This is a genomic window from Streptomyces sp. NPDC059248, assembly GCF_042753905.1.
Classification (GTDB): domain Bacteria; phylum Actinomycetota; class Actinomycetes; order Streptomycetales; family Streptomycetaceae; genus Streptomyces.
The window spans coordinates 35505-53901 of sequence record NZ_JBHYZV010000056.1 but is presented as its reverse complement, the minus strand read 5'-3'; the positions used below and the strand labels follow the sequence as shown (position 1 = coordinate 53901).

At 72.3% G+C, this 18397-nt stretch carries 15 protein-coding genes; 14 read left to right on the top strand and 1 reads right to left on the bottom strand.

The window, feature by feature from the left end; genetic code table 11:
* Positions 1–148 precede the first annotated feature (148 nt).
* From ACFXG1_RS23055 to ACFXG1_RS22990, 14 genes are all read left to right on the top strand, one after another.
* Positions 149–1645 carry a phytoene desaturase family protein gene (locus tag ACFXG1_RS23055; RefSeq protein WP_384717253.1) on the top strand — a complete coding sequence of 499 codons (1497 nt, stop codon included), beginning with the start codon at positions 149–151 and terminating at the stop codon, positions 1643–1645.
* 53 nt (positions 1646–1698) lie between these two features.
* Complete coding sequence (locus ACFXG1_RS23050) at positions 1699–2916, top strand: FAD-binding oxidoreductase (RefSeq protein ID WP_384717256.1); 1218 nt, start codon at positions 1699–1701, stop codon at positions 2914–2916.
* Positions 2917–3235: 319 nt separating this feature from the next.
* On the top strand, positions 3236–3481 hold the full coding sequence (locus ACFXG1_RS23045; RefSeq protein WP_384717259.1) for an acyl carrier protein: 246 nt from the start codon (positions 3236–3238) through the stop codon (positions 3479–3481).
* A 49-nt stretch (positions 3482–3530) separates the two neighbouring features.
* A complete protein-coding gene (locus ACFXG1_RS23040) occupies positions 3531–5420 on the top strand; it encodes an FAD/NAD(P)-binding protein (protein WP_384717262.1) in 1890 nt (629 codons plus the stop codon).
* 231 nt (positions 5421–5651) lie between these two features.
* Positions 5652–6851, top strand: coding sequence for an acyl-CoA dehydrogenase family protein (locus tag ACFXG1_RS23035; RefSeq protein ID WP_384744338.1), 1200 nt, complete (start codon positions 5652–5654; stop codon positions 6849–6851).
* A 129-nt stretch (positions 6852–6980) separates the two neighbouring features.
* On the top strand, positions 6981–8153 hold the full coding sequence (locus tag ACFXG1_RS23030) for a saccharopine dehydrogenase (RefSeq protein ID WP_384713681.1): 1173 nt from the start codon (positions 6981–6983) through the stop codon (positions 8151–8153).
* Positions 8143–9510 (top strand): saccharopine dehydrogenase C-terminal domain-containing protein, encoded by a 1368-nt coding sequence (locus ACFXG1_RS23025; RefSeq protein WP_384713678.1) that lies wholly within the window; start codon positions 8143–8145, stop codon positions 9508–9510. The genes ACFXG1_RS23030 and ACFXG1_RS23025 overlap by 11 nt, the downstream gene beginning before the upstream one ends.
* Positions 9500–10822, top strand: a complete 1323-nt coding sequence (locus ACFXG1_RS23020) for a lysine N(6)-hydroxylase/L-ornithine N(5)-oxygenase family protein (RefSeq protein WP_384713675.1) — start codon at positions 9500–9502, stop codon at positions 10820–10822. The genes ACFXG1_RS23025 and ACFXG1_RS23020 overlap by 11 nt, the downstream gene beginning before the upstream one ends.
* 95 nt (positions 10823–10917) lie before the next feature.
* Entirely contained in the window at positions 10918–11991 is a 1074-nt protein-coding gene (locus ACFXG1_RS23015) for an NAD(P)/FAD-dependent oxidoreductase (RefSeq protein WP_384713684.1), read from the top strand.
* A complete protein-coding gene (locus tag ACFXG1_RS23010) occupies positions 11988–14021 on the top strand; it encodes a class I tRNA ligase family protein (protein ID WP_384744335.1) in 2034 nt (677 codons plus the stop codon). The genes ACFXG1_RS23015 and ACFXG1_RS23010 overlap by 4 nt, the downstream gene beginning before the upstream one ends.
* Positions 14018–15547, top strand: coding sequence for an AMP-binding protein (locus ACFXG1_RS23005; protein ID WP_384713669.1), 1530 nt, complete (start codon positions 14018–14020; stop codon positions 15545–15547). The genes ACFXG1_RS23010 and ACFXG1_RS23005 overlap by 4 nt, the downstream gene beginning before the upstream one ends.
* Positions 15537–15809 carry an acyl carrier protein gene (locus tag ACFXG1_RS23000; RefSeq protein WP_384713666.1) on the top strand — a complete coding sequence of 91 codons (273 nt, stop codon included), beginning with the start codon at positions 15537–15539 and terminating at the stop codon, positions 15807–15809. The genes ACFXG1_RS23005 and ACFXG1_RS23000 overlap by 11 nt, the downstream gene beginning before the upstream one ends.
* A 3-nt stretch (positions 15810–15812) precedes the next feature.
* On the top strand, positions 15813–16400 hold the full coding sequence (locus ACFXG1_RS22995; protein ID WP_384713663.1) for a GNAT family N-acetyltransferase: 588 nt from the start codon (positions 15813–15815) through the stop codon (positions 16398–16400).
* Positions 16401–16427: 27 nt separating this feature from the next.
* Positions 16428–16961, top strand: coding sequence for a beta-carotene isomerase domain-containing protein (locus ACFXG1_RS22990; RefSeq protein WP_384713660.1), 534 nt, complete (start codon positions 16428–16430; stop codon positions 16959–16961).
* Positions 16962–17009: 48 nt separating this feature from the next.
* Here ACFXG1_RS22990 and ACFXG1_RS22985 read toward each other — a convergent pair whose 3' ends face one another.
* Complete coding sequence (locus tag ACFXG1_RS22985; protein WP_384723906.1) at positions 17010–18386, bottom strand: hypothetical protein; 1377 nt, start codon at positions 18384–18386, stop codon at positions 17010–17012.
* Positions 18387–18397: the final 11 nt, after the last annotated feature.

Below are 18397 nucleotides of genomic sequence, written 5' to 3'. Positions count from 1 at the left end.
GGGGCTGTCGCGGGCTGGCCGGCGCGCGGGGCCCGGGGGGGGGGGGGGGGGGGGCGCGCCGCCCTCGCCCGGGTGGGCGCCCCCCCCCCGCCCCCCCCCCGGCACCGGCCCCCGAGCGCGCCCGTGAATCCTCCGGAGGGAGACGAGTATGAGCGTCGACTACGACGTGATCGTGATAGGCGCGGGCAACGCCGGTCTGGCGGCGGCCGCGACACTCCAGCGCGGCGGCCAGCGAGTGCTGCTGCTGGAGCGCCACAATGTGCCCGGCGGGGCGGCCACCACATTCGTCCGGGGCCGTTTCGAGTTCGAGGTGTCGCTGCACCAGCTCGGCGGTATGTCCGGGCCCGCGCCGCTGCGGCACATCCTGGACGAGATGGACGTCACCCGGCGGGTGGAGTTCATCGAGGACGACCAGCTGTACCGGACCGTGGTGCCCGGGGTGCTCGATGTGACGCTGCCCGCGGACTGGCAGGGCATCGTCGATGTGCTCGACGGCCAGTACCCGGGCGGCCGGGACCGACTGGCGGCTTTTCTGGAGCTGGTACGGGACACCGGTCTGTGGCAGCTCACCGCGCGGGCCAATCTGCACCGGATCGACCACGAGGTGGAGCGGCTCAAGGGCATGCCGGACGTCCGGCGGCACGGGCTGCGGCCGTTCCGGGACGTCCTGGAGGAGTATGTGGACGACGAGCGGGTGCGGCTCGTCCTCTCCTCCTACTGGTGCTACAACGGCCAGTTGCCGTCCCGGATCTCGTTCATGGACTTCGCCCGGGTACTGGCGCTGTACGTGGAGACCAAGCCCTACCAGGTCGTCGGCGGCAGCCAGGCGCTGTCGTACGGGATGCTCCAATCGTTCCAGGACGCGGGCGGCACGGCCAGGTTCCATACGGCCGTCGACCGGATCCTGACCCGGGGCGGCCGGGCCGTCGGGGTGCGGCTGGAGACCGGGGAGACCGTGAGCTGCCGGCTGGTGGTCTCCAACGCGCCCGCGACCACCACCTACACCCGGCTGCTCGACCCGGCGGACGTCCCCGCGCACGTCCTGCGGGATCTGCGGTCGCGGCGGATGGGCATCTCGGCGTCGGTGCTCTATCTGGGGCTCGACGCGAGCCCCGCGGAACTCGGGTTCACCACCGCCGCGAACTTCATCCACAGCGATCTCACGGAGGAGAGCCTGCTCCGGGGGATGCACACCCTCGAACCCGCGCCGTTCCTGCTGGCGAGCTGCTACGACGTCAAGCCCAACGGGGGCGCGCCGGCCGGGGCCACCCAGCTCAACCTGGTCGCGCTCCAGTACGCGGAGCCGTGGGAGTCGGTCCCCGTCGAGGAGTACCGGCGGGCCAAGTCCGCGTACGCGGAGTCCCTGCTGGAGCTGTTGAAGGCGGTGTCGCCCGGGGTACGGGACGCGATCGAGGAGGCGGAGCTGGCCACGCCGATCACCTTCAAGCGGTATCTGAGCCAGCCCGGCGGCGCGATCTACGGCTTCGACCAGGACGTCACCGACGGCTGGCTCTTCCACGACGACGATCTGAAGCCGAATGTCCCCGGGGTGGTACTGGCCAGCAACTGGGTCACGGCCGCGGGCTACAACTCGACGATCGTCACCTCGGCCCGGATGTCCCGGCGGCTGCTGGAGGTGCTGTGACCACCACCGAACCGCGCCCCGGCTCCGCCGACCCCATGGAACGAGGAACCACGATGGCCGATACCCGAGACACCCGGCCGGCACCGCGGGCGGCGGCGGAATCATCCGTCCCGTCCGTCGCCGCCAACCCCCTGGCCCGGCTCTTCGACGGCTTCGACGAGGTCGTCGCGGAGATCGGGGCACGGGCGGACGCCGGGTCCCCCCATCCCGACGACGCCTGGGCGGAGGCCGCCGTCTACCACCCGAGGGATCTCGCCCTGACCGTCACCGAGGTCGTCGAGGAGACGGCGACGGCGAAGACGTTCCGGCTGCGGAAGACCGAGGGCGGGCCGCTGCCGTCGTTCGAGGCGGGGCAGTACGTGAGTCTGACCGTCCGGGTCGGCGACACCGTCACCAGCCGGGCGTTCTCCATCTCCTCGTCGCCCGCCGAGCGCGACCACTACGACCTGACCGTACGGCGGCTGGGCGGCGGTCTGGTGAGCAACCATCTGCTCGACACCGTCCGGCCCGGGGACGAGTTCACCAGCGACGGGCCGATCGGCACCTTCTGCCACGACCCCCTCTTCCACGGCGACGACGTGGTGTTCCTGGCGGGCGGCTCGGGGGTCGCCCCGGCGATGAGCATGCTCAGGGACGTCCTCGACCACGGGCTGACCCGGCGGATGACCCTGGTCTACGGCTCCCGGCGGGCCGACGACGTGATCTTCCGCGACGAGCTGGAGACCATCGCCCGGGAACGGCCCGACGTACTGACGCTCCACCAGGTGCTCTCGGCTCCCGACCCGGAATGGGACGGGGCGGTCGGGCCGCTGGACGCCGGGCTCATCGCCGAGCTGATCGGGCCGCTCAACGGCCGGATGGTGTATCTGTGCGGACCGCCGGGCCGGTACGCGTTCCTGGTCGGGCAGCTCCGGTCGCTCGGCCATCCGCGCCGCCGGATCCGTCTTGAGGCCAACAGTGTGGCGCTGCCGCCGCCGGCCGACCCCCGCTGGCCGGCCGGACTCGACCCGGCCGGGAAGGTCACGGTCACCGTGGGGGACAGACGGTTCGACGTGCCGCGCGGCAAACCGCTGCTGGACTCCCTGGAGGAGAACGGGGTCCGCCCGCGGGCCTCCTGCCGCTCCGGCGAATGCGCCCTGTGCCGGGTCAGGGTCTGCTCCGGCGAGGTCTTCCACGCCGAGGAGGCCCGGCTGCGCCGGTCGGACGAGACCTTCGGACACGCCCATGCCTGTGTCGCCTATCCCCTGGAGGACCTGGAAATCGAACTCTAGAACGCGGCGTTCGGCGTCCGGGGGTGAATCCGGCCGCCCGGCGGCGGGAAACAACTGCCCGCGCCTTTCCATCGTGAAAGATTCCTAAAAACAAATCAAAACCGCTTCATATCCCTCCCGGGTTATGGTTTGCTGAATATTCGGATATCCCGGCCGACTACCGGGTCTGAAAACCGGAGGACGGCGACCCGCAACCCCGCCCCTCCGGCCGCCCCAGCCAGCAAAATCGCCCGATCAATGAGCCGAATGGCCATGGGGACAATATCGAGGCCATGATGCGCGGCGGCCTGCCAAAAAAATCTCGACAGGAGGCATATCCATGTCCGCTGACCTGCAAAAAGTTATTGTCGACGCACTTCGGGACATGCACTTCGACGTGTCCTCGATCAGCGACGAAACTCCGCTCGGCGATGGCGGTCTCGAATTGGAGTCGCTGTCCATCGCGGAACTGGTGATGCAGTTGGACGGTCAGGGTGTCGAATTCTCGGACGAGGAGATGGAGACCCTGCCCAAGCTCACCTTCGGTGAATTCGTGAACGAGGCCGCGCGCCGCGCGGCCGGGTGAGCAGAGATTTCCGGTCGGTAGGAGGCGGGCGAGCGAAGGAGAGACGACGATGCCACAGCCGGCACGGACGATCTGTGTCGTGGGCCTCGGCCCGCGCGGCCTCGCGGTACTGGAGCGCCTCAGCGCCAACCACACGGCCGGGCACCCCCTGTCGGTCCATGTCGTCGACCCCTATCCGCCGGGGCCGGGACGGGTCTGGCGGACCCGGCAGTCCCCGCACCTGCTGATGAACACGGTGACCTCCCAGGTCAGCCAGTTCACCGACGACAGCGTGCCGTGCGAGGGCCCGGTCAGGCCCGGACCCAGTCTGTACGAATGGCTCCGCCGGCCGGCGCCCGCGACCGGATCGCCCCCGGGCGCCGGGCCCGAGGGCGACGGGGCGCACCGGCTGGGCCCGGACGACTACCCGTCCCGGGCCCAGTACGGCCGCTATCTGGAGTGGGTGTTCGACCGGCTGGTGGCCGAGCCGCCGGACGGTTTACGCATCACCGTGCACCGGGCCACCGCCACCGCCCTCGACGAGGACGCGGCAGGACAGTGCCTGACCCTGGACGACGGCACCCGGATCGCCGGGCTCGACGCCGTGGTGCTCACCCTCGGCCACGGGCCCGCCGCGCCGTCGCCGGAGGAGGAGCGGCTGGCCGCGTACGCCCGGGACCACGGTCTGCGGTACCACCCGCCCGCCAACCCGGCCGATCTGGAGGCCGGCCTCGACGCCGTGGAACCCGGCGAACGGGTCGCCCTGCGCGGTCTGGGCCTGGCGTTCTTCGATGTGATGGCGATGCTGACGGAGGGCCGGGGCGGCAAGTACGTCCCCTCCCCGTCCCTCGACGGCGGCCTCCAGTACCTGCCGTCCGGTCATGAGCCCGTGCTCTACGCGGGATCGCGGCGCGGGGTGCCGTACCACTCGCGCGGGGAGAACCAGAAGGGACCGTCGGGCCGCCACGAGCCGCTGTTCCTCACCCTCGACGCGATCCGCCGGATCCGGGCCGCGCCCGGGGCGACCTTCCGGCGGGACGTCTGGCCGCTGCTGGAGGCCGAGGTCGCCACCGTCTACCACCGGGCGCTGGTCGCCCAGTGGGCAGACGAGCCCACCGCCGAACGGTTCCTCGCCGAGTATCTGGCCGCGCCGGCCGGGAGCCGGACCGCCGTACTGCGCCGGTTCGGGGTCAGGGCCCAGGACGAGTGGAAGTGGTCGCGGGTCGAACGGCCCTGGGGGCGGCGGCAGTTCCACGGCCCCGAGGCCTTCGGCCGGTGGCTGGTCGGACATCTCCACCAGGATGTCCGGCACGCCAGGGCCGGCAATATCGGCGACCCCCTCAAGGCCGCTCTCGATGTTCTGCGCGATCTGCGCAACGAGGTACGGCTGGCGATCGACCATTCCGGGATCACCGGATCCTCCTACCGCGACGAGGTGATCCGCTGGTTCACCCCGCTCAACGCCTTCCTCTCCATCGGCCCGCCGCCCAACCGGGTGGAGGAGATGGCTGCCCTGGTCGACTGCGGACTGCTGACCGTCGTCGGGCCCGGGACCCGGGTCCGGGAGGACCCCGGCGGCGCGGGCTTCCTCTTCGGCTCCGACGAGATACCCGGCTCCCAGGTACGGGTGCGCACCCTGATCGAGGCCCGGATACCCGAGCCCGATCTGCGCCGGAGCACCAATCCGCTGCTCGGCCAGCTGCTGTCGGCCGGGCACTGCCGTCCCTACCGCATCGACGACCCCGGGCCCGAAGGGGCTTACGAGACCGGCGGCATGGAGGTCACCCCGCGGCCCTACCGGCTGGTGGACGCGGCGGGGAGACCCCATCCGCGCCGCTTCGCCTTCGGGGTGCCGACGGAGAACGTCCACTGGGCCACGGCCGCCGGGATCCGGCCCGGCGTCGGCTCGGTGATCCTGGAGGACGCGGACGCGGTGGCCCGCGCGGTGCTCGGCCGGTGACCGGCCCGTACCGCGTCACGGGCGCCCCGCCCTAGCTGCCACCGCCGCCGCCGCACCACGAGACCCGCACCGACCCGGGGCCGTGCCGACCGGCCCCGTACATCCGTGCCATCAGCGCCATCCGTGTCATCCGTGTCATCCGTGTCATCAGCGCCGGCTGTGCCGGCTGTGCCATGGGTGCAGTCCGTGACCGAACCGGCCCGCCCGGCCCCTGCCGTACGGAGTTCCGCAGTGGAGACGATCACCAGCTTCGACCCCGAGCTGCTCCAGCTCCCCTTCTACGACGACGGACACCGGCGCTTCGCCCGGGAGATCGGCGTCTGGTGCGACAGCTACCGGGCGCTGTGGGACACCGTCCGCCGGATGGATCCCGACGAGGCGGGCCGGCGGCTGGTCGGCGTGCTCGGCGAGGACGGCTGGCTGGCCGGGCTCGACCCGGCCGGCGGACCGCCCGAGGCGCCGGGCGACTTCCGCGCCCTGTGCCTGGCCCGGGAGGCCCTCGCCTACGCGGAGGACCTGGCGGACTTCGCGTACTCGATCCAGTCCCTGGCGGCCACCCCGATCGTCCGGTACGGAACTCCCGAGCAGCAGAAGCGCTTTCTGCCCGGGATGGCCGACGGGTCGCTGATCGGCGCGTTCGCGGTCTCCGAGAAGGAGGCCGGCTCCGAGGTGGCGGCCGTGCGGCTCGCCGCCCGGCGCACCGGCGGCGGGGACTGGGTGCTCGACGGCCACAAGGCGTGGATCGCGCACGCCACCATCGCCGGTCTGTATGTGGTGATCGCCCGCTCCGGCGACGGGCCCGGGCCGCTGGGCCTGACCGCCTTCCTGGTCCCCGCCGACACCCCCGGGGTGCGGGTCGCCGAACGTCTCGAACCGGTCGCCCCGCGCTCCTTCGGCCATCTCGTCTTCGAGCACTGCCGGCTCCCGGCCGACGCCGTACTCGGCCGCCCGGGCCGGGGCTTCGTCGTCGCCGTCGATCTGCTGGAACGGTTCCGGATCACCGTCGGGGCGGCGGCGAACGGCTTCGCCCGGCGGGCCGCCGACGCCGCGCTCGCGCACACCCGCGGCCGGTCCGCCTACGGCGGCGTCCTCCACGACCTCCAGCTCGTCAAGGCGAAGCTCGCCGATATGGAGATCGGGCTCAACGCCTCCGCGCTGCTGGTGGCCAGAGCCGCCTGGGAGTGCGACCGGGGCGGCCGGGGCTTCGGCAAGCACGCCAATATCGCCAAGGTCCACGCCACCGAGACCGCGCAGCGGACCGTGGACGACGCGGTCCAGCTCTTCGGCGCGGCCGGGGTCGTCAAGGACGGCGTACCCGAGCGCCTCTACCGGCAGATCCGCTCGTTGCGCATCTACGAGGGCGCCACCGATGTGCTGCGGCTGGCCGTCGCCGACGCCCTCGACACCCGGCGGGCCGCGCTCGCCGGGTGACCCGGCGGCCCCGCCACTCCGGTCCCGGGCCCGCCACCGGCTCCACCGAGAAGACGACACCGAACGACACGAAGGAGTCGAGTTGTCCACCGCGATCGAGGCGCCACGGTCCGCCGAGGAGCACCTCTGATGCCAGGTCTGCCCCGTCTGTGGCTGCGCCACGAGACCCGTGCCACCGAGTGCCGCACCCCGCTCGTGCCCGCCGACGCCGCCCGGCTGGTGGGCCGGGGCGTACGGATCACCGTCGAGGATTCGGCGCAGCGCGTCGTCCCGCTCGGCGAGTACGTCCGGGCGGGCTGTGACACGGCGCCCGCGGGCAGCTGGCCGCAAGCCCCGGACGACGCCTATGTCCTGGGTCTGAAGGAGCTGCCCGACGAGCCGTCCGCCCTGCGTCACCGGCATATCTACTTCGGCCACGCCTACAAGGGCCAGCCGGGCGCCCGGGCCCTGCTCGGCCGGTTCACTGCGGGCGGCGGCACCCTGCTCGACCTGGAGTATCTGACCCACGACGACGGCCGCCGGGTGGCCGCCTTCGGCTATTGGGCGGGGTATGTCGGCGCGGCGCTGGCCGTGCTGCACCGGCGCGGAACGCTCAAGGCGCCGCTGCCCACGATGGATCTGGTGGAGCTGGACGGGCTGCTGCGCGGCGGCGGGGCGCCGGACGCCGGTGAGGCGGCCGGTGATCCCGGGGCCGGTGATCCCAAGGTCGGTGAGGCGACCGGTGAGGCGTCGGCCGGACTCGGGGCCGGGGCGCTGGTGATCGGGGCGCTGGGGCGCAGCGGCCGGGGCGCGTGCGACGCGCTGGAGACCGCCGGGATCGCTCCGGTGCGCTGGGATGTGGCCGAGACCCGGAATCTGGACCGGGCGGCGCTGCTGAGCCATGGGCTGGTGGTGAACACGGTCCTGGTGAACCGGCCGGTGCCGCCGTTCCTGACCCCGGAGGCGCTGCGGTCGCCCGACCGCCGGATCTCGGTGCTGTCGGATGTGACCTGCGATGTCGGTTCGGCCTGCAATGTGCTGCCGGTGTACGACGAGGTGACGTCGTGGGAGCGGCCGGTGCGGCGGCTGGTCGACGGGGACCGGCCGGTGGATCTGATCGCCATCGACAATCTGCCGTCGCTGCTGCCCGCCGAGGCCAGCCGGGCGTTCTCGGCCGAGCTGTGGCCGCAGTTGCTGAATCTGCCCGGCCCGGGCGGCGGCGAGGGCGGCGGTCCCGACTGCCCGGCCTGGTCGCGGGCGAAGGGCCGGTTCACCGAGGCCGTACATGCCGCACGTCTGGAGGAGAACCCCCGTGAGCCGTGACCCGAATCCGTCCGCAGCCACCGCCAGTGGGGTCGTCCACTGGGTGGGTACCGGACTCTCCACCGGCCGGAGCGGGCTCGCCCTGCTGGCCGGGCGCGTCCGCCGGCTGGTGCTGTGGGACCGTACCGCCGACCGCGCGGCGGAACGCCTGGCGGCCCTCGGTCTCACCGGCCGGGCCGAGGTGCGCGGGCTGGCGCCCGGCGCCCTGGCGGCCGAGGTGGGTCCCGGCGATGTGGTGGTGTCGATGCTGCCGGCGACCGAGCATCCGGCGCTGCTGGCCCTGGCCGCCGATCGGGGCGCGCACTTCGCCTGTACCAGCTATACGTCTCCGGAGGTGGCGGAGGCCGCCGCGGCGGGGGCGGGCCGGGGCCTGGTGGTCCTCACCGAGGCCGGGCTCGACCCGGGTATCGATCATCTGTTGGCCCATGTGCTGGTGGAGCGGGCCCGGGCGGCGGTCGGGGACCGGGCGGCCTCGGTGTCCTTCGCCTCGTACTGCGGCGGGCTCCCGGCCGTGCCCAACGACTTCCGCTACCGGTTCAGCTGGGCGCCGTACGGGGTGCTGTCCGCGCTGCGCTCCCCGGCCGGGTTCATCGACGGGGGTGTGCCGCGTACGGCTCCCGAGCCGTGGCTGGCGACCCGTGAGCTGTCGCTGGCCGGGGAGGAGTTCGAGGTCTACCCCAACCGGGACAGTCTGCCGTTCGTCGCGCAGTACGGCTTCCCCGAGGGCTGGCGGGTCGACGGTTTCGTCCGGGGCACCCTGCGCAACGCGGGCTGGCGCGCCGCCTGGTCGGAGGTGTTCGCCACGGTACGCGCCGGGGACGAGGCCCGGCTGCGGTCGCTGGCGAAGGAGCTGGCCGGCCGGTATCCGACGACGGAGGCCGACCGGGACCGGGTGGTGCTGTCGGTGGCGCTGACCGTCGCGGACGCCGACGGGTCCGTCCGGTGGCGGGGCTCCGAGCTGCTGGATCTGACCGGGGACGAGACCGAGAGCGCGATGGCCCGCTGTGTGTCGCTGCCGCTCGCCCTCGGGGTGGCCCGGGTCGTCGAAGGCGCCCTGCCCGCCGGTCTCAACCGGGCCGCCGAGTCCCCGGACGAGGCGGCCCGCTGGCTGGCGGAGCTGGCCGCGCACGGCGTGAGCGCGACCCGCGAACCCCTCGAACCCCTCGAACCCCTCGAAAAAGCTGTCACTGCCGCCACCGCCACCGCCACCGGCGACATCAGCGCCGTCACCGACGACGTCAACGGCGCCGTCGACGGAGGCGGACCCCCTGCCGGTGGTCCCGCCGCCGAAGAGCTTCGCCCGCCTCGCACCGAGCGCGGCGCCCCGCCCGAAGGAGAGGTCTCCCATGGCGAGTGAATCCATCCGCCCCGGCCCGGCCCACTACCGCTGCCTCGGTGTGGGCGTGGGACCGGCGAATCTGAGCCTGGCCGCCCTGCTGCACAACCGGGAGGAGGTGAGCCACCTCTTCCTCGACCGCAAGGGGAACTTCAGCTGGCACGACGGCCAGCAGATGCCGGGGAACACGCTGCAGGTCTCCCTGTTCAAGGATCTGGTGACGCTCGCCGACCCCCGGAACCCGTACTCGTTCCTGTCGTATCTGCACGAGCAGGGCAGGCTCTACCACTTCCTGAACGCCCAGTTCGACGCGGTGCCCCGGGTCGAGTTCCGCAACTATCTGGCGTGGGCGAGCCGGATCAACCCGAACATCGCCTTCGGCGAGTCCGTCGAGGAGGTCGGCTTCGACGGCGGCGTGTTCACGGTCCGCACCGACCGGCGCACCGTCACCGCGGACAATGTCGTCGTCGGGGTCGGCAGCCGGGCCTGGGTGCCGCCGCGGGCGCGGGACCTGATCGGCCCGACCCAGTTCCACGTCAGCGACTACGCCCGGCTCGCCCGGGATCTGGGCGGCAAGCGGGTCGTGGTGATCGGCGGCGGCCAGTCGGGCGCTGAGGCGTTCCTCGATCTGATGTCGAAGCCCGGGCGGGAGCTGCCGCGCCGGGTGTCGTGGATCTCGCGCCGGGACAACTACTTCCCGATCGACGACACACCCTTCACCAACGACTACTACATGCCGTCCTACGCCGAGTACTTCTACGGCCTGGACCGGGAGACCCGGCTCGCCTTCAACGAGCGGCACATACTCACCAGCGACGGGATATCCGAGAGCACCCTGCGCGATATCTACCAGCGGATCTATCTGCACCGGTTCGTGGACGGCAATGTCGATCTGGTGGGGCTGCATCCCAACCGGGAGGTACGGGACGTACAGCCCGGCGTCTACGGCGGCTGGCAGGTCACGGCGCGCCACAACGACCACCGGGAGTCCGTGGAGCTGTTCGAGGCGGACGTGGTGATCTGGGCGACCGGTTTCCGGCCGACCCCGATGGACTTCCTCCAGCCGATCGCGGGGCGGCTGGAGCGTGACGGTGACGAACTGCGGATCGACGAGGACTATGCCGTGTACTGGGACGGGCCGGACGACCGGCGGATCTTCGTTCAGAACGCGTCGCGGGGCCAGCGGGGCCTCGCCGACCCCAATCTCAGTCTCAACGCCTGGCGCAGCCGGCGGATCGCCGACCGGCTGGCCAAGGTCTCCGGGAACGAGCAGCTGCCGTCGTTCATCGAGTGGGCGTCGAAGCCGGGCCCCCAGGCCGGGAGCGGGACGTGAGCACCCCGGCTCCCGCGGGTGCCGGCGTCCGGACGCAGGGGACGGCGTCCGGCCGGGCCGGTGCTCAGGCCGAACCGGAGACCACGGGTGTCGCGGTGGTCGGCGCCGGTGTGGTCGGCACCCTGATCGCCCGGGAGATCGTCGCCGCGGACCCGGGGGCCGCGGTGACCGTGCTCGACCGCGATCTGGTCGCCGGGGGCGCCACCCGGCGCTCCGCCGGGCTGCACTTCCCGCGCGGGGCTTCGGCGGCGGTGCGGGCGATGGCGGCGGAGAGCCAGCTCTACTGGGCGAAGCTCGCCGCCGAACGCCCCGGACTGCCGGTCCACCGGCTGCCGATGACGGTGATCGCGGACCGGGCGTCGGAGCCGGCGCTGCGGGAGGCGTATCTGCCGGAGGCCGGGCTGCGGGAGACGGCCCTGCCGGACGGCGGCCTTCCGCCGGGCCCGGTGACGCTGCCCCCGGGCGCGGCGGCCTGGGCCGGGGACGGCTGCCAGTACGCGGACGTGGCCGCCCTCACCCAGGCCGTCGCCGCGGAACTGCGGCCCCGGGTCAGGTTCCACGAGGGGGTGACGGTGACCGGGGTGGCGGCGGACGCGAAAGGCGTCCGGCTGACGCTCGGCACCGGCGCCGTACTCACCGCCGACCGGGCGGTCCTGGCGCCCGGCCCGTGGATCGCGCATCCGGCCTGGCGCGACCTGGTGGCCCCGCTCGGAATCCGGGTGAAGAAGATCGTCGCCCTGCATGTCGACGCGGTACCGGGCGAGGACGACGGCGCGATCGTCTTCCACGACGAGGACGCGTTCCTGCTGCCGTACCGGGACCGGGGCCACTGGCTGTTCAGCTACACCTGCCGGGAGTGGGACGTCGACCCGGACACCGTGGAGCCGGGTCCGACCGCGCACCATCTGGCCGAGGCGGCGGCGGTGCTGGGCCGGTACGCGCCCGCCCTCGCGGACCGCTGTGTGTCGGGCCGGGTGTTCTGCGACGCGTACAACCCGGCGGGCGGCCCGCTGATCCGGCCGCTCACCGGTGACGGACGGCTGCTCTTCGCGGGCGCCGCCGGGGGGTCGGGCTACCGGCTGGCCCCGGCGATCGCCGGGGAGACCGTACGCCTGCTCACCCCGTTCCCCGCCCCCCGCGACCCGTCCTTACGGAGGAACCCCGCATGATCATCAACCACTACGACGAGCGGCAGCTCCACGCGGCGTTCGGCATCGGGATGAGCGATGTCGAGGGCCTGGGCACGGGGGCGGGCTGGGGGCGGGTGGAGCCCGGTGGGGCGTCCACGGCCCATCAGCACGACGAGACCGAGTTCTTCGTGATCGTCGCCGGCCGGGGCGAGTTCGTCGTCGACGGCCGCAGGTACCCCGCCGAACCCGGTGTCCTGGCGCTCTTCGAGCCGTTCGAGACCCATGTGCTGGAGAACACCGGCGACACCGATCTGATCTTCCTCACCCAGTACTGGCGGGACCCCGGCCGGGCGCTGAAGTCCGCCGGGAACCAGGATCGGCTGGCCTTCGGCGACCGGCCGGTCTTCGTCTTCTCCACCCCGCCGACCCCCAACGGGGATCTGCACCTGGGGCATCTGTCGGGGCCGTATCTGGGCGCCGACGCCTTTGTCCGCTTCCAGCGCCTCAACGGCGCCCGCGCCTGGCATCTGACGGGCAGTGACGACTACCAGAGCTATGTGGTGGGCGCCGCCCGCGACGAGGGCAGGACACCCGCCGAGACCGCCGCCCACTACAGCGACGAGATCCGCCGCACGCTCGCCCTGATGGACATCGTGCCCGACCAGTACACGGTCACCGACACCGAGCGGGACTACCGCGACGGGCTGCGGGACTTCTTCTCCCGGATCGTGGCGTCGGGCCGGATCTCCGTCGAGGAGCGGGACGCCCTCTTCGACGCCGCCACCGGCGACTATCTGTACGAGGTCGACGTCAGCGGCGGCTGCCCCGGCTGCGGCGGCGGCACCGGCGGCAATATCTGCGAGGAGTGCGGCGAGCCCAACACGGTCGCCGATCTCACCGACCCCGTCTCCCGGCTCTCCGCCGACGCCCCGGTACGCGGCCGGCAGGCCCGCTGGTCGCTGCCGCTGCACGAGTTCGGTACCGAGGTCACCGAGCACCACCGCGCGGGCCGGGTCCCGGCCCGGCTGCGGGAGCTGGCCGCCCGGCTCTTCGCCCGCCCGTCCCTCGACATCCCCGTCACCCACCCGGCGGGCTGGGGCGTCGCACCGGAGGAGGGCCCGAAGACCGGCACCGACGGCCAGGTGATCTGGGTCTGGCCGGAGATGAGCTACGGCTTCCTGCACGGCATCCAGTCGCTCGGCGGGCGCGTCGGCGAGAAGTGGCGCGCCGACGACCCCGGCCAGGACTGGAAGATCGTCCACTTCTTCGGCTACGACAACAGCTTCTACCACTCGGTGCTGTACCCGGTGCTGTACAAGCTGGCGCACCCCGGCTGGCGGCCCGATATCGACTACCACGTCAACGAGTTCTATCTGCTGGAGGGCGCCAAGTTCTCCACCAGCAGGCGGCACGCCGTCTGGGGCAAGGAGATCCTCGGCCCCGACTCCGTCGACGCCGTCCGGTACTTCCTGTGCCGTACCCGGCCCGAGGAGGAGCGCACCGACTTCCGCCGCGCCGCCTACGCCGGGACCGTCGACGACACCCTCATCGGCACCTGGCAGCGCTGGCTGACCGGCCTCGGCGAGCGGATCGCCGAGGGGTACGACGGCACCGCGCCCGACGCGGGCACCTGGACGCCCGAGCACTCCGCGTTCCTCGCCCGGCTCGGCGACCGGCTCACCGCCGTCACCGGCGCCCTGCGCTCCGACGGCTTCTCCCTCAACCGGGCCGCCGCCGAACTCGACGGCTTGGTCGAGGACGTCCTGCGGTTCTCCCGGCTGGAGTCGCGGACCGCGCGCGAACCGGGCTGGGGCTCCGAGGCCCGTACCGCGATCGCGCTGGAGCTGGCCGCCGCCCGGCTGCTGGCCCATACCGCCGCGCCCCTGATGCCCCGGTTCGCCGGCCGGCTGGCCGCGGCGCTGGGACTGCCCGAGCCCGCCGTCTGGCCCACCATCGTCGAACTCGTCCCGCCGGGCTCGGTGATCGGCCTCGCCGACACCGTCTTCTTCCACCCCGACCGCGCCAACGGCACCACCGGCGCCGCCGGTGAAGCGGAGGGGGAACGGTGACGGCACAGACCCTGGGCCGGATCCTCGCCGGACCCCCGTCCGAAGGCGGCCGGATCGCCGTCGCCAGCCTCCTCGGCACGAAGACGATCCCGCTGACCGAGCTGTACCGGGGCGCGGGACAGGTCGCCCGGTGGCTGTGGGACGAACACGGCGTACGGCCCGGCGACCGGATCGGCATTCTGGCCGCCAACGGCCTGCCCTGGGTGCTGCTCGATCTCGCCGCCCTCCGCCTGGGGGCGCGTACCGCCGGATTCGAACCCGGCAAGTTCGCCCCCGGCGCCGAACTGATCCGCAAGTACGACCTCACCCTGCTCGCCACCGACCGGACCGAGGCCGCCGGCCTGCCGGGCGTCCTCACCACGGACGAGATCGCGGCCGTCGCCGAACGGCCGGGCGACGCGGAACTCCCGCCGGTGGAGTGGGGTCCGAAGGACGTCACCACCGTCAAGTTCACCTCCGGCAGCACCGGCGAGCCCAAGGGCCTGGGCGCCACCGCGGGGAGTATCGACAGCTCGTTGCGGGCCGTGCAGCAGATCTTCGGCCACGGCCCCGGCGACGACCTCTTCGTCTTTCTGCCGCTCTCCCTGCTCCAGCAGCGCTACTGGGTCTACTCGGCGCTGCTCCACGGCCACGACGTCACCATCAGTACGTACGAGGCGGCGTTCGCGGCCCTGCGCCGGGTCCGGCCGACGGTGGTGATGGGCGTACCGGCGTTCTTCGAGACCGCGAAGCGGCAGATCGAGGCCCGGCTGCGGCGCGCCGACGGCGCCCTGGAGCCGGGCGACGCGGCCCGTGCCGTCTTCGGCGACCGGATCCGCTATCTGTGGACGGGCTCGGCGCCCGCCTCACCCGACATGGTCCGCTTCCTCACCGATGCGGGGCTGCCGGTGTACGAGGGCTACGGGCTCAACGAGACCTGTATCGCCACCAAGAACCACCCCGGGGCGCACCGGGCGGGCAGCGTCGGCCGGGCCCTGCCCGGCAAGGAGATCCTCATCGGGGACGACGGGGTCGTCCATGTCCGCAGCGACCATCCCGTCAACGACCACTACCTGTACGCGGCGCCCGGCGACTCGGAGCGGATGTTCCGCCCCGGCGGGATCGTCCGCACCGGCGACCTGGGGCGGCTCGACGAGGACGGCTTCCTCTACGTCCTGGGCCGGGCCGACGACGTCATCGTGCTGGACAACGGGAAGAAGGTCGTCGTCCGGCCGGTGGAGGAGGCGCTGCGGGCCGATCCGGCGATCGCCGAGTGCGTGGTGTTCTGCCCCGGGCAGACCGATCTGGTGGCGGTGGTGTCCCCGGCCTCGGTCCCGGCCGACACGGAGGCGCTCGCCGCGCATCTGAAGCGGACCAACGAGCGGCTCACGGCCGATGAGCGGATCAGCCGGGTCGTCGTCGCCGATGAGCCGTTCTCCGTCGAGAACGGCCTGCTGACCTCCCAGTTCAAACCGAAACGGGCCCGGATCCTCGAACTTCACCACGCCGCCGTCCACGACCCCACGGAGGGAATCCATGCCTGCTGACCTGGTCTCCATCGAAACGTCGGCGCGGGAGCAGTTCTCCGCCGTCCTGCCGCACGAGATCGCGCCGTCGGCCCTCGACCTCGACGCCGACATGGTCGGCTCGTACGCCCTGACGTCGCTCAACAAGGTGCTGTTCCTGACCGAGTTGTGCGAGGCTACCGGCGTCGACCTCGGGCACTTCACCGAGGACGATCTGGAGCGGATGCACACCCTGCGGCACGTCACGGAAGCACTGGCCCGACACTCCACCGAGGGGACCTGATCCATGAGCTGGGCAGAACAGGCGCCGGCCGTTCTGGAGAACGAGCACGTCAGACTGCACCCCGTCACCGAGGCCGACCGCGAGGGCGTACGGGCCGTGGCGATGGACCCGGACATCTGGCGGTACTTCGTGGCCGCCGTCTCCGACGAGCGGGACTTCAAGGTCTTTTTCGACGCGGCGCTCGACGACACGGCCGCCGGGCGGCGGATCGTCTTCGTCGTCACCGACAAGGCGTCCGGCCGGATCGCGGGCAGTATGTGCTACGGAAACCTGGCGGAGGCCGACGCCCGGCTGGAGATCGGCTGGTCCTGGCTGGGCCGCGACTTCCGGGGCAAGGGCGTCAACCGCCAGGTGAAGTATCTGCTGCTGGAGCACGCCTTCGAGCGGCTGGGCGCGGAGCGGGTGGAGTTCAAGACCGACATCCTCAACGAGCAGGCCCGGAAGGGGCTCCGGAACATCGGGGCGACGGAGGAGGGCGTGCTGCGCTCCTTCAACTACATGCCGGGCGGGCGGCGCCGTGACGCCGTGTACTACAGCGTCCTGCGGGCCGAGTGGCCCGCGGTGAAGGAGAGGCTCAGCGGCAACGGCTGAACCCGACTGCGAGGGGGCACCACGACCGTGATCGACTCCCTGTTCCTGAAGAAGTTCAACACCATCCGAAGACGTCACCTCGGCTATCACTCCCCGCACACCGGCTGGGAGGAGTTCATCGACGCGACGTTCCACGAGGACCGGCACATCACGGACGACCGCGAACTGGCGCGGACGATAGCGGCGTCGTACATCGACTTCATGGGGGGTCCGCGCACGGTCCGGGGGATGGGCAGGTTCGCCCGCCGCTACCCCCGGACGGCGACCCGGATCCTCGCGCTGCTGACCCCCCGGCTGTTCCGCTGGCTGGTCGGCCCGATGGAGCGGACGGGGAAGCACGAACTGCGGATCACCCGCTGTACGTTCCTCACCAGCACGAACCCGGCCATGTGTCACCGAATATGCAAGGTGCCGACGGAGGAGTACTTCACCGGCACCTTGTCGATCCCGCTGACGCTGACGCCGGACGTACGGACGGCGGCCTGCGATGTGACGTTCACGCCGTACGCGCCCCCGACGCAGGAACCGAAGCCGGGGCCGGGGCCGAAGCCGGGCGCCTGACCGCGCGGGTCGCCGTCGTCACGCGACGACGGCGACCCGGCGGACCCGCTACCGGCCGCCGCCGCGCAGCCTTGCCCAGGGGGTGAAGGTGAAGACGGCGCCGCCGACCAGGAGTACGGTCCCGGCGACGAGCGCGAGGGCGTGCAGGGTGCCGTTGCCGGTGGCTCCGGTGTCGGCCAGCCCGCCGCCGGTGGCGGAGTCCCCGCCGCCCGATGCGCCGCCCGCCGCGTCGGCCGAGCCCGTGTCACCGCCGCCGCTCGCGCCGCCGTCCTGCTTCGCGGTGTCGAGTTCGAGGGAGACCGGGGCCGCGCCCTTGACCGTGCACGGGATGACGATCTTCTGGCCGCCGAGGGTGACGTCGATCGTCAGCTTTCCGGGGCTGAGCGTCGACTTGCCGGTCGCGCCGGGTTTGTACATCCCCTTCAGATCGCCGATGCCGACGGGCTTTCCGGCCTCGATCGGGTCCTTGTTGGGCTGCCCCACGGCCTTGACGGTGCCCTTGTCAGCGCCGCCGAGCACGATGTCCATGGAGCCCTTCATGGCTCCGGCGGGAAGGGCGGCGGGGCTGTTCATCACGGACGCGCCGGTCTTGACGGTGAGGGCGTAGTCCCCGCCGGACTTGGCGGCGTTGATGGTGATGGGGGTCTTGATGGCGGCTGGGCCCGGTGACGTACAGGCGTAGGTGAGCTGGACGGTCTTGCCCGGGAAGTCGGTCTGCCCGCCGTTGCCGCCGGTGGATCCGCCGGAGGTCGTGGTGCTGCCGCCCGCGCCGCTCCCACCGGTGGTGGTCGTACCGCCGTTCGTGGTCGTACCACCGGTCGTCGTGGTGCCGCCCGCGTTCGTACCACCGGTCGTCGTGGTGCCGCCCGCATTCGTGCCGCCGGTCGTGCCACCACCACCTTCCGTGACCTTGATCTTCGCCGCTACCGCCACGGCCTCCTTCGGCGCGCACTTGGTGTCCGTGGAGATCGGCCGCGAGACGTTGATCGCGTACTTGCCGGGGGTCAGGGTGATCTCCCCCGCCTTCTCCAGCTTGAGCTTGCCCTTCATATCGGAGAGCACCATCGGACTGTTCTTGGGGATGGCGGGGTTCTTCCTGGGCCCTTCGACGTTCAGCGTGCCGGTGGCGGCGCCGCCGAGTTCGAGGGTGCCGGTCGGTTTCACGGTATCCGCGGCGAGATCGAGCACGTCGGGGTTTTTCGACGCGGCCTGGACCGTCTTCCAGACGATCTCCACCTCGTCCCCGACCTTCGCCTCCGCGGGCGCGGTGATCAGCGCCTTCGTGGTGCCCTGGACCGGTGGCAGCCCCGAGATCGGGGGCGGGACGCACTCCGTCGCGTACGCCACCTCGGCGGCTTCGGCGGGGCCCGCGGCCAGCACGAGCCCCGCGCCGCCGAGCATCAGCGCGACACCGGCCGCGCTCATCCTCCGTCGGT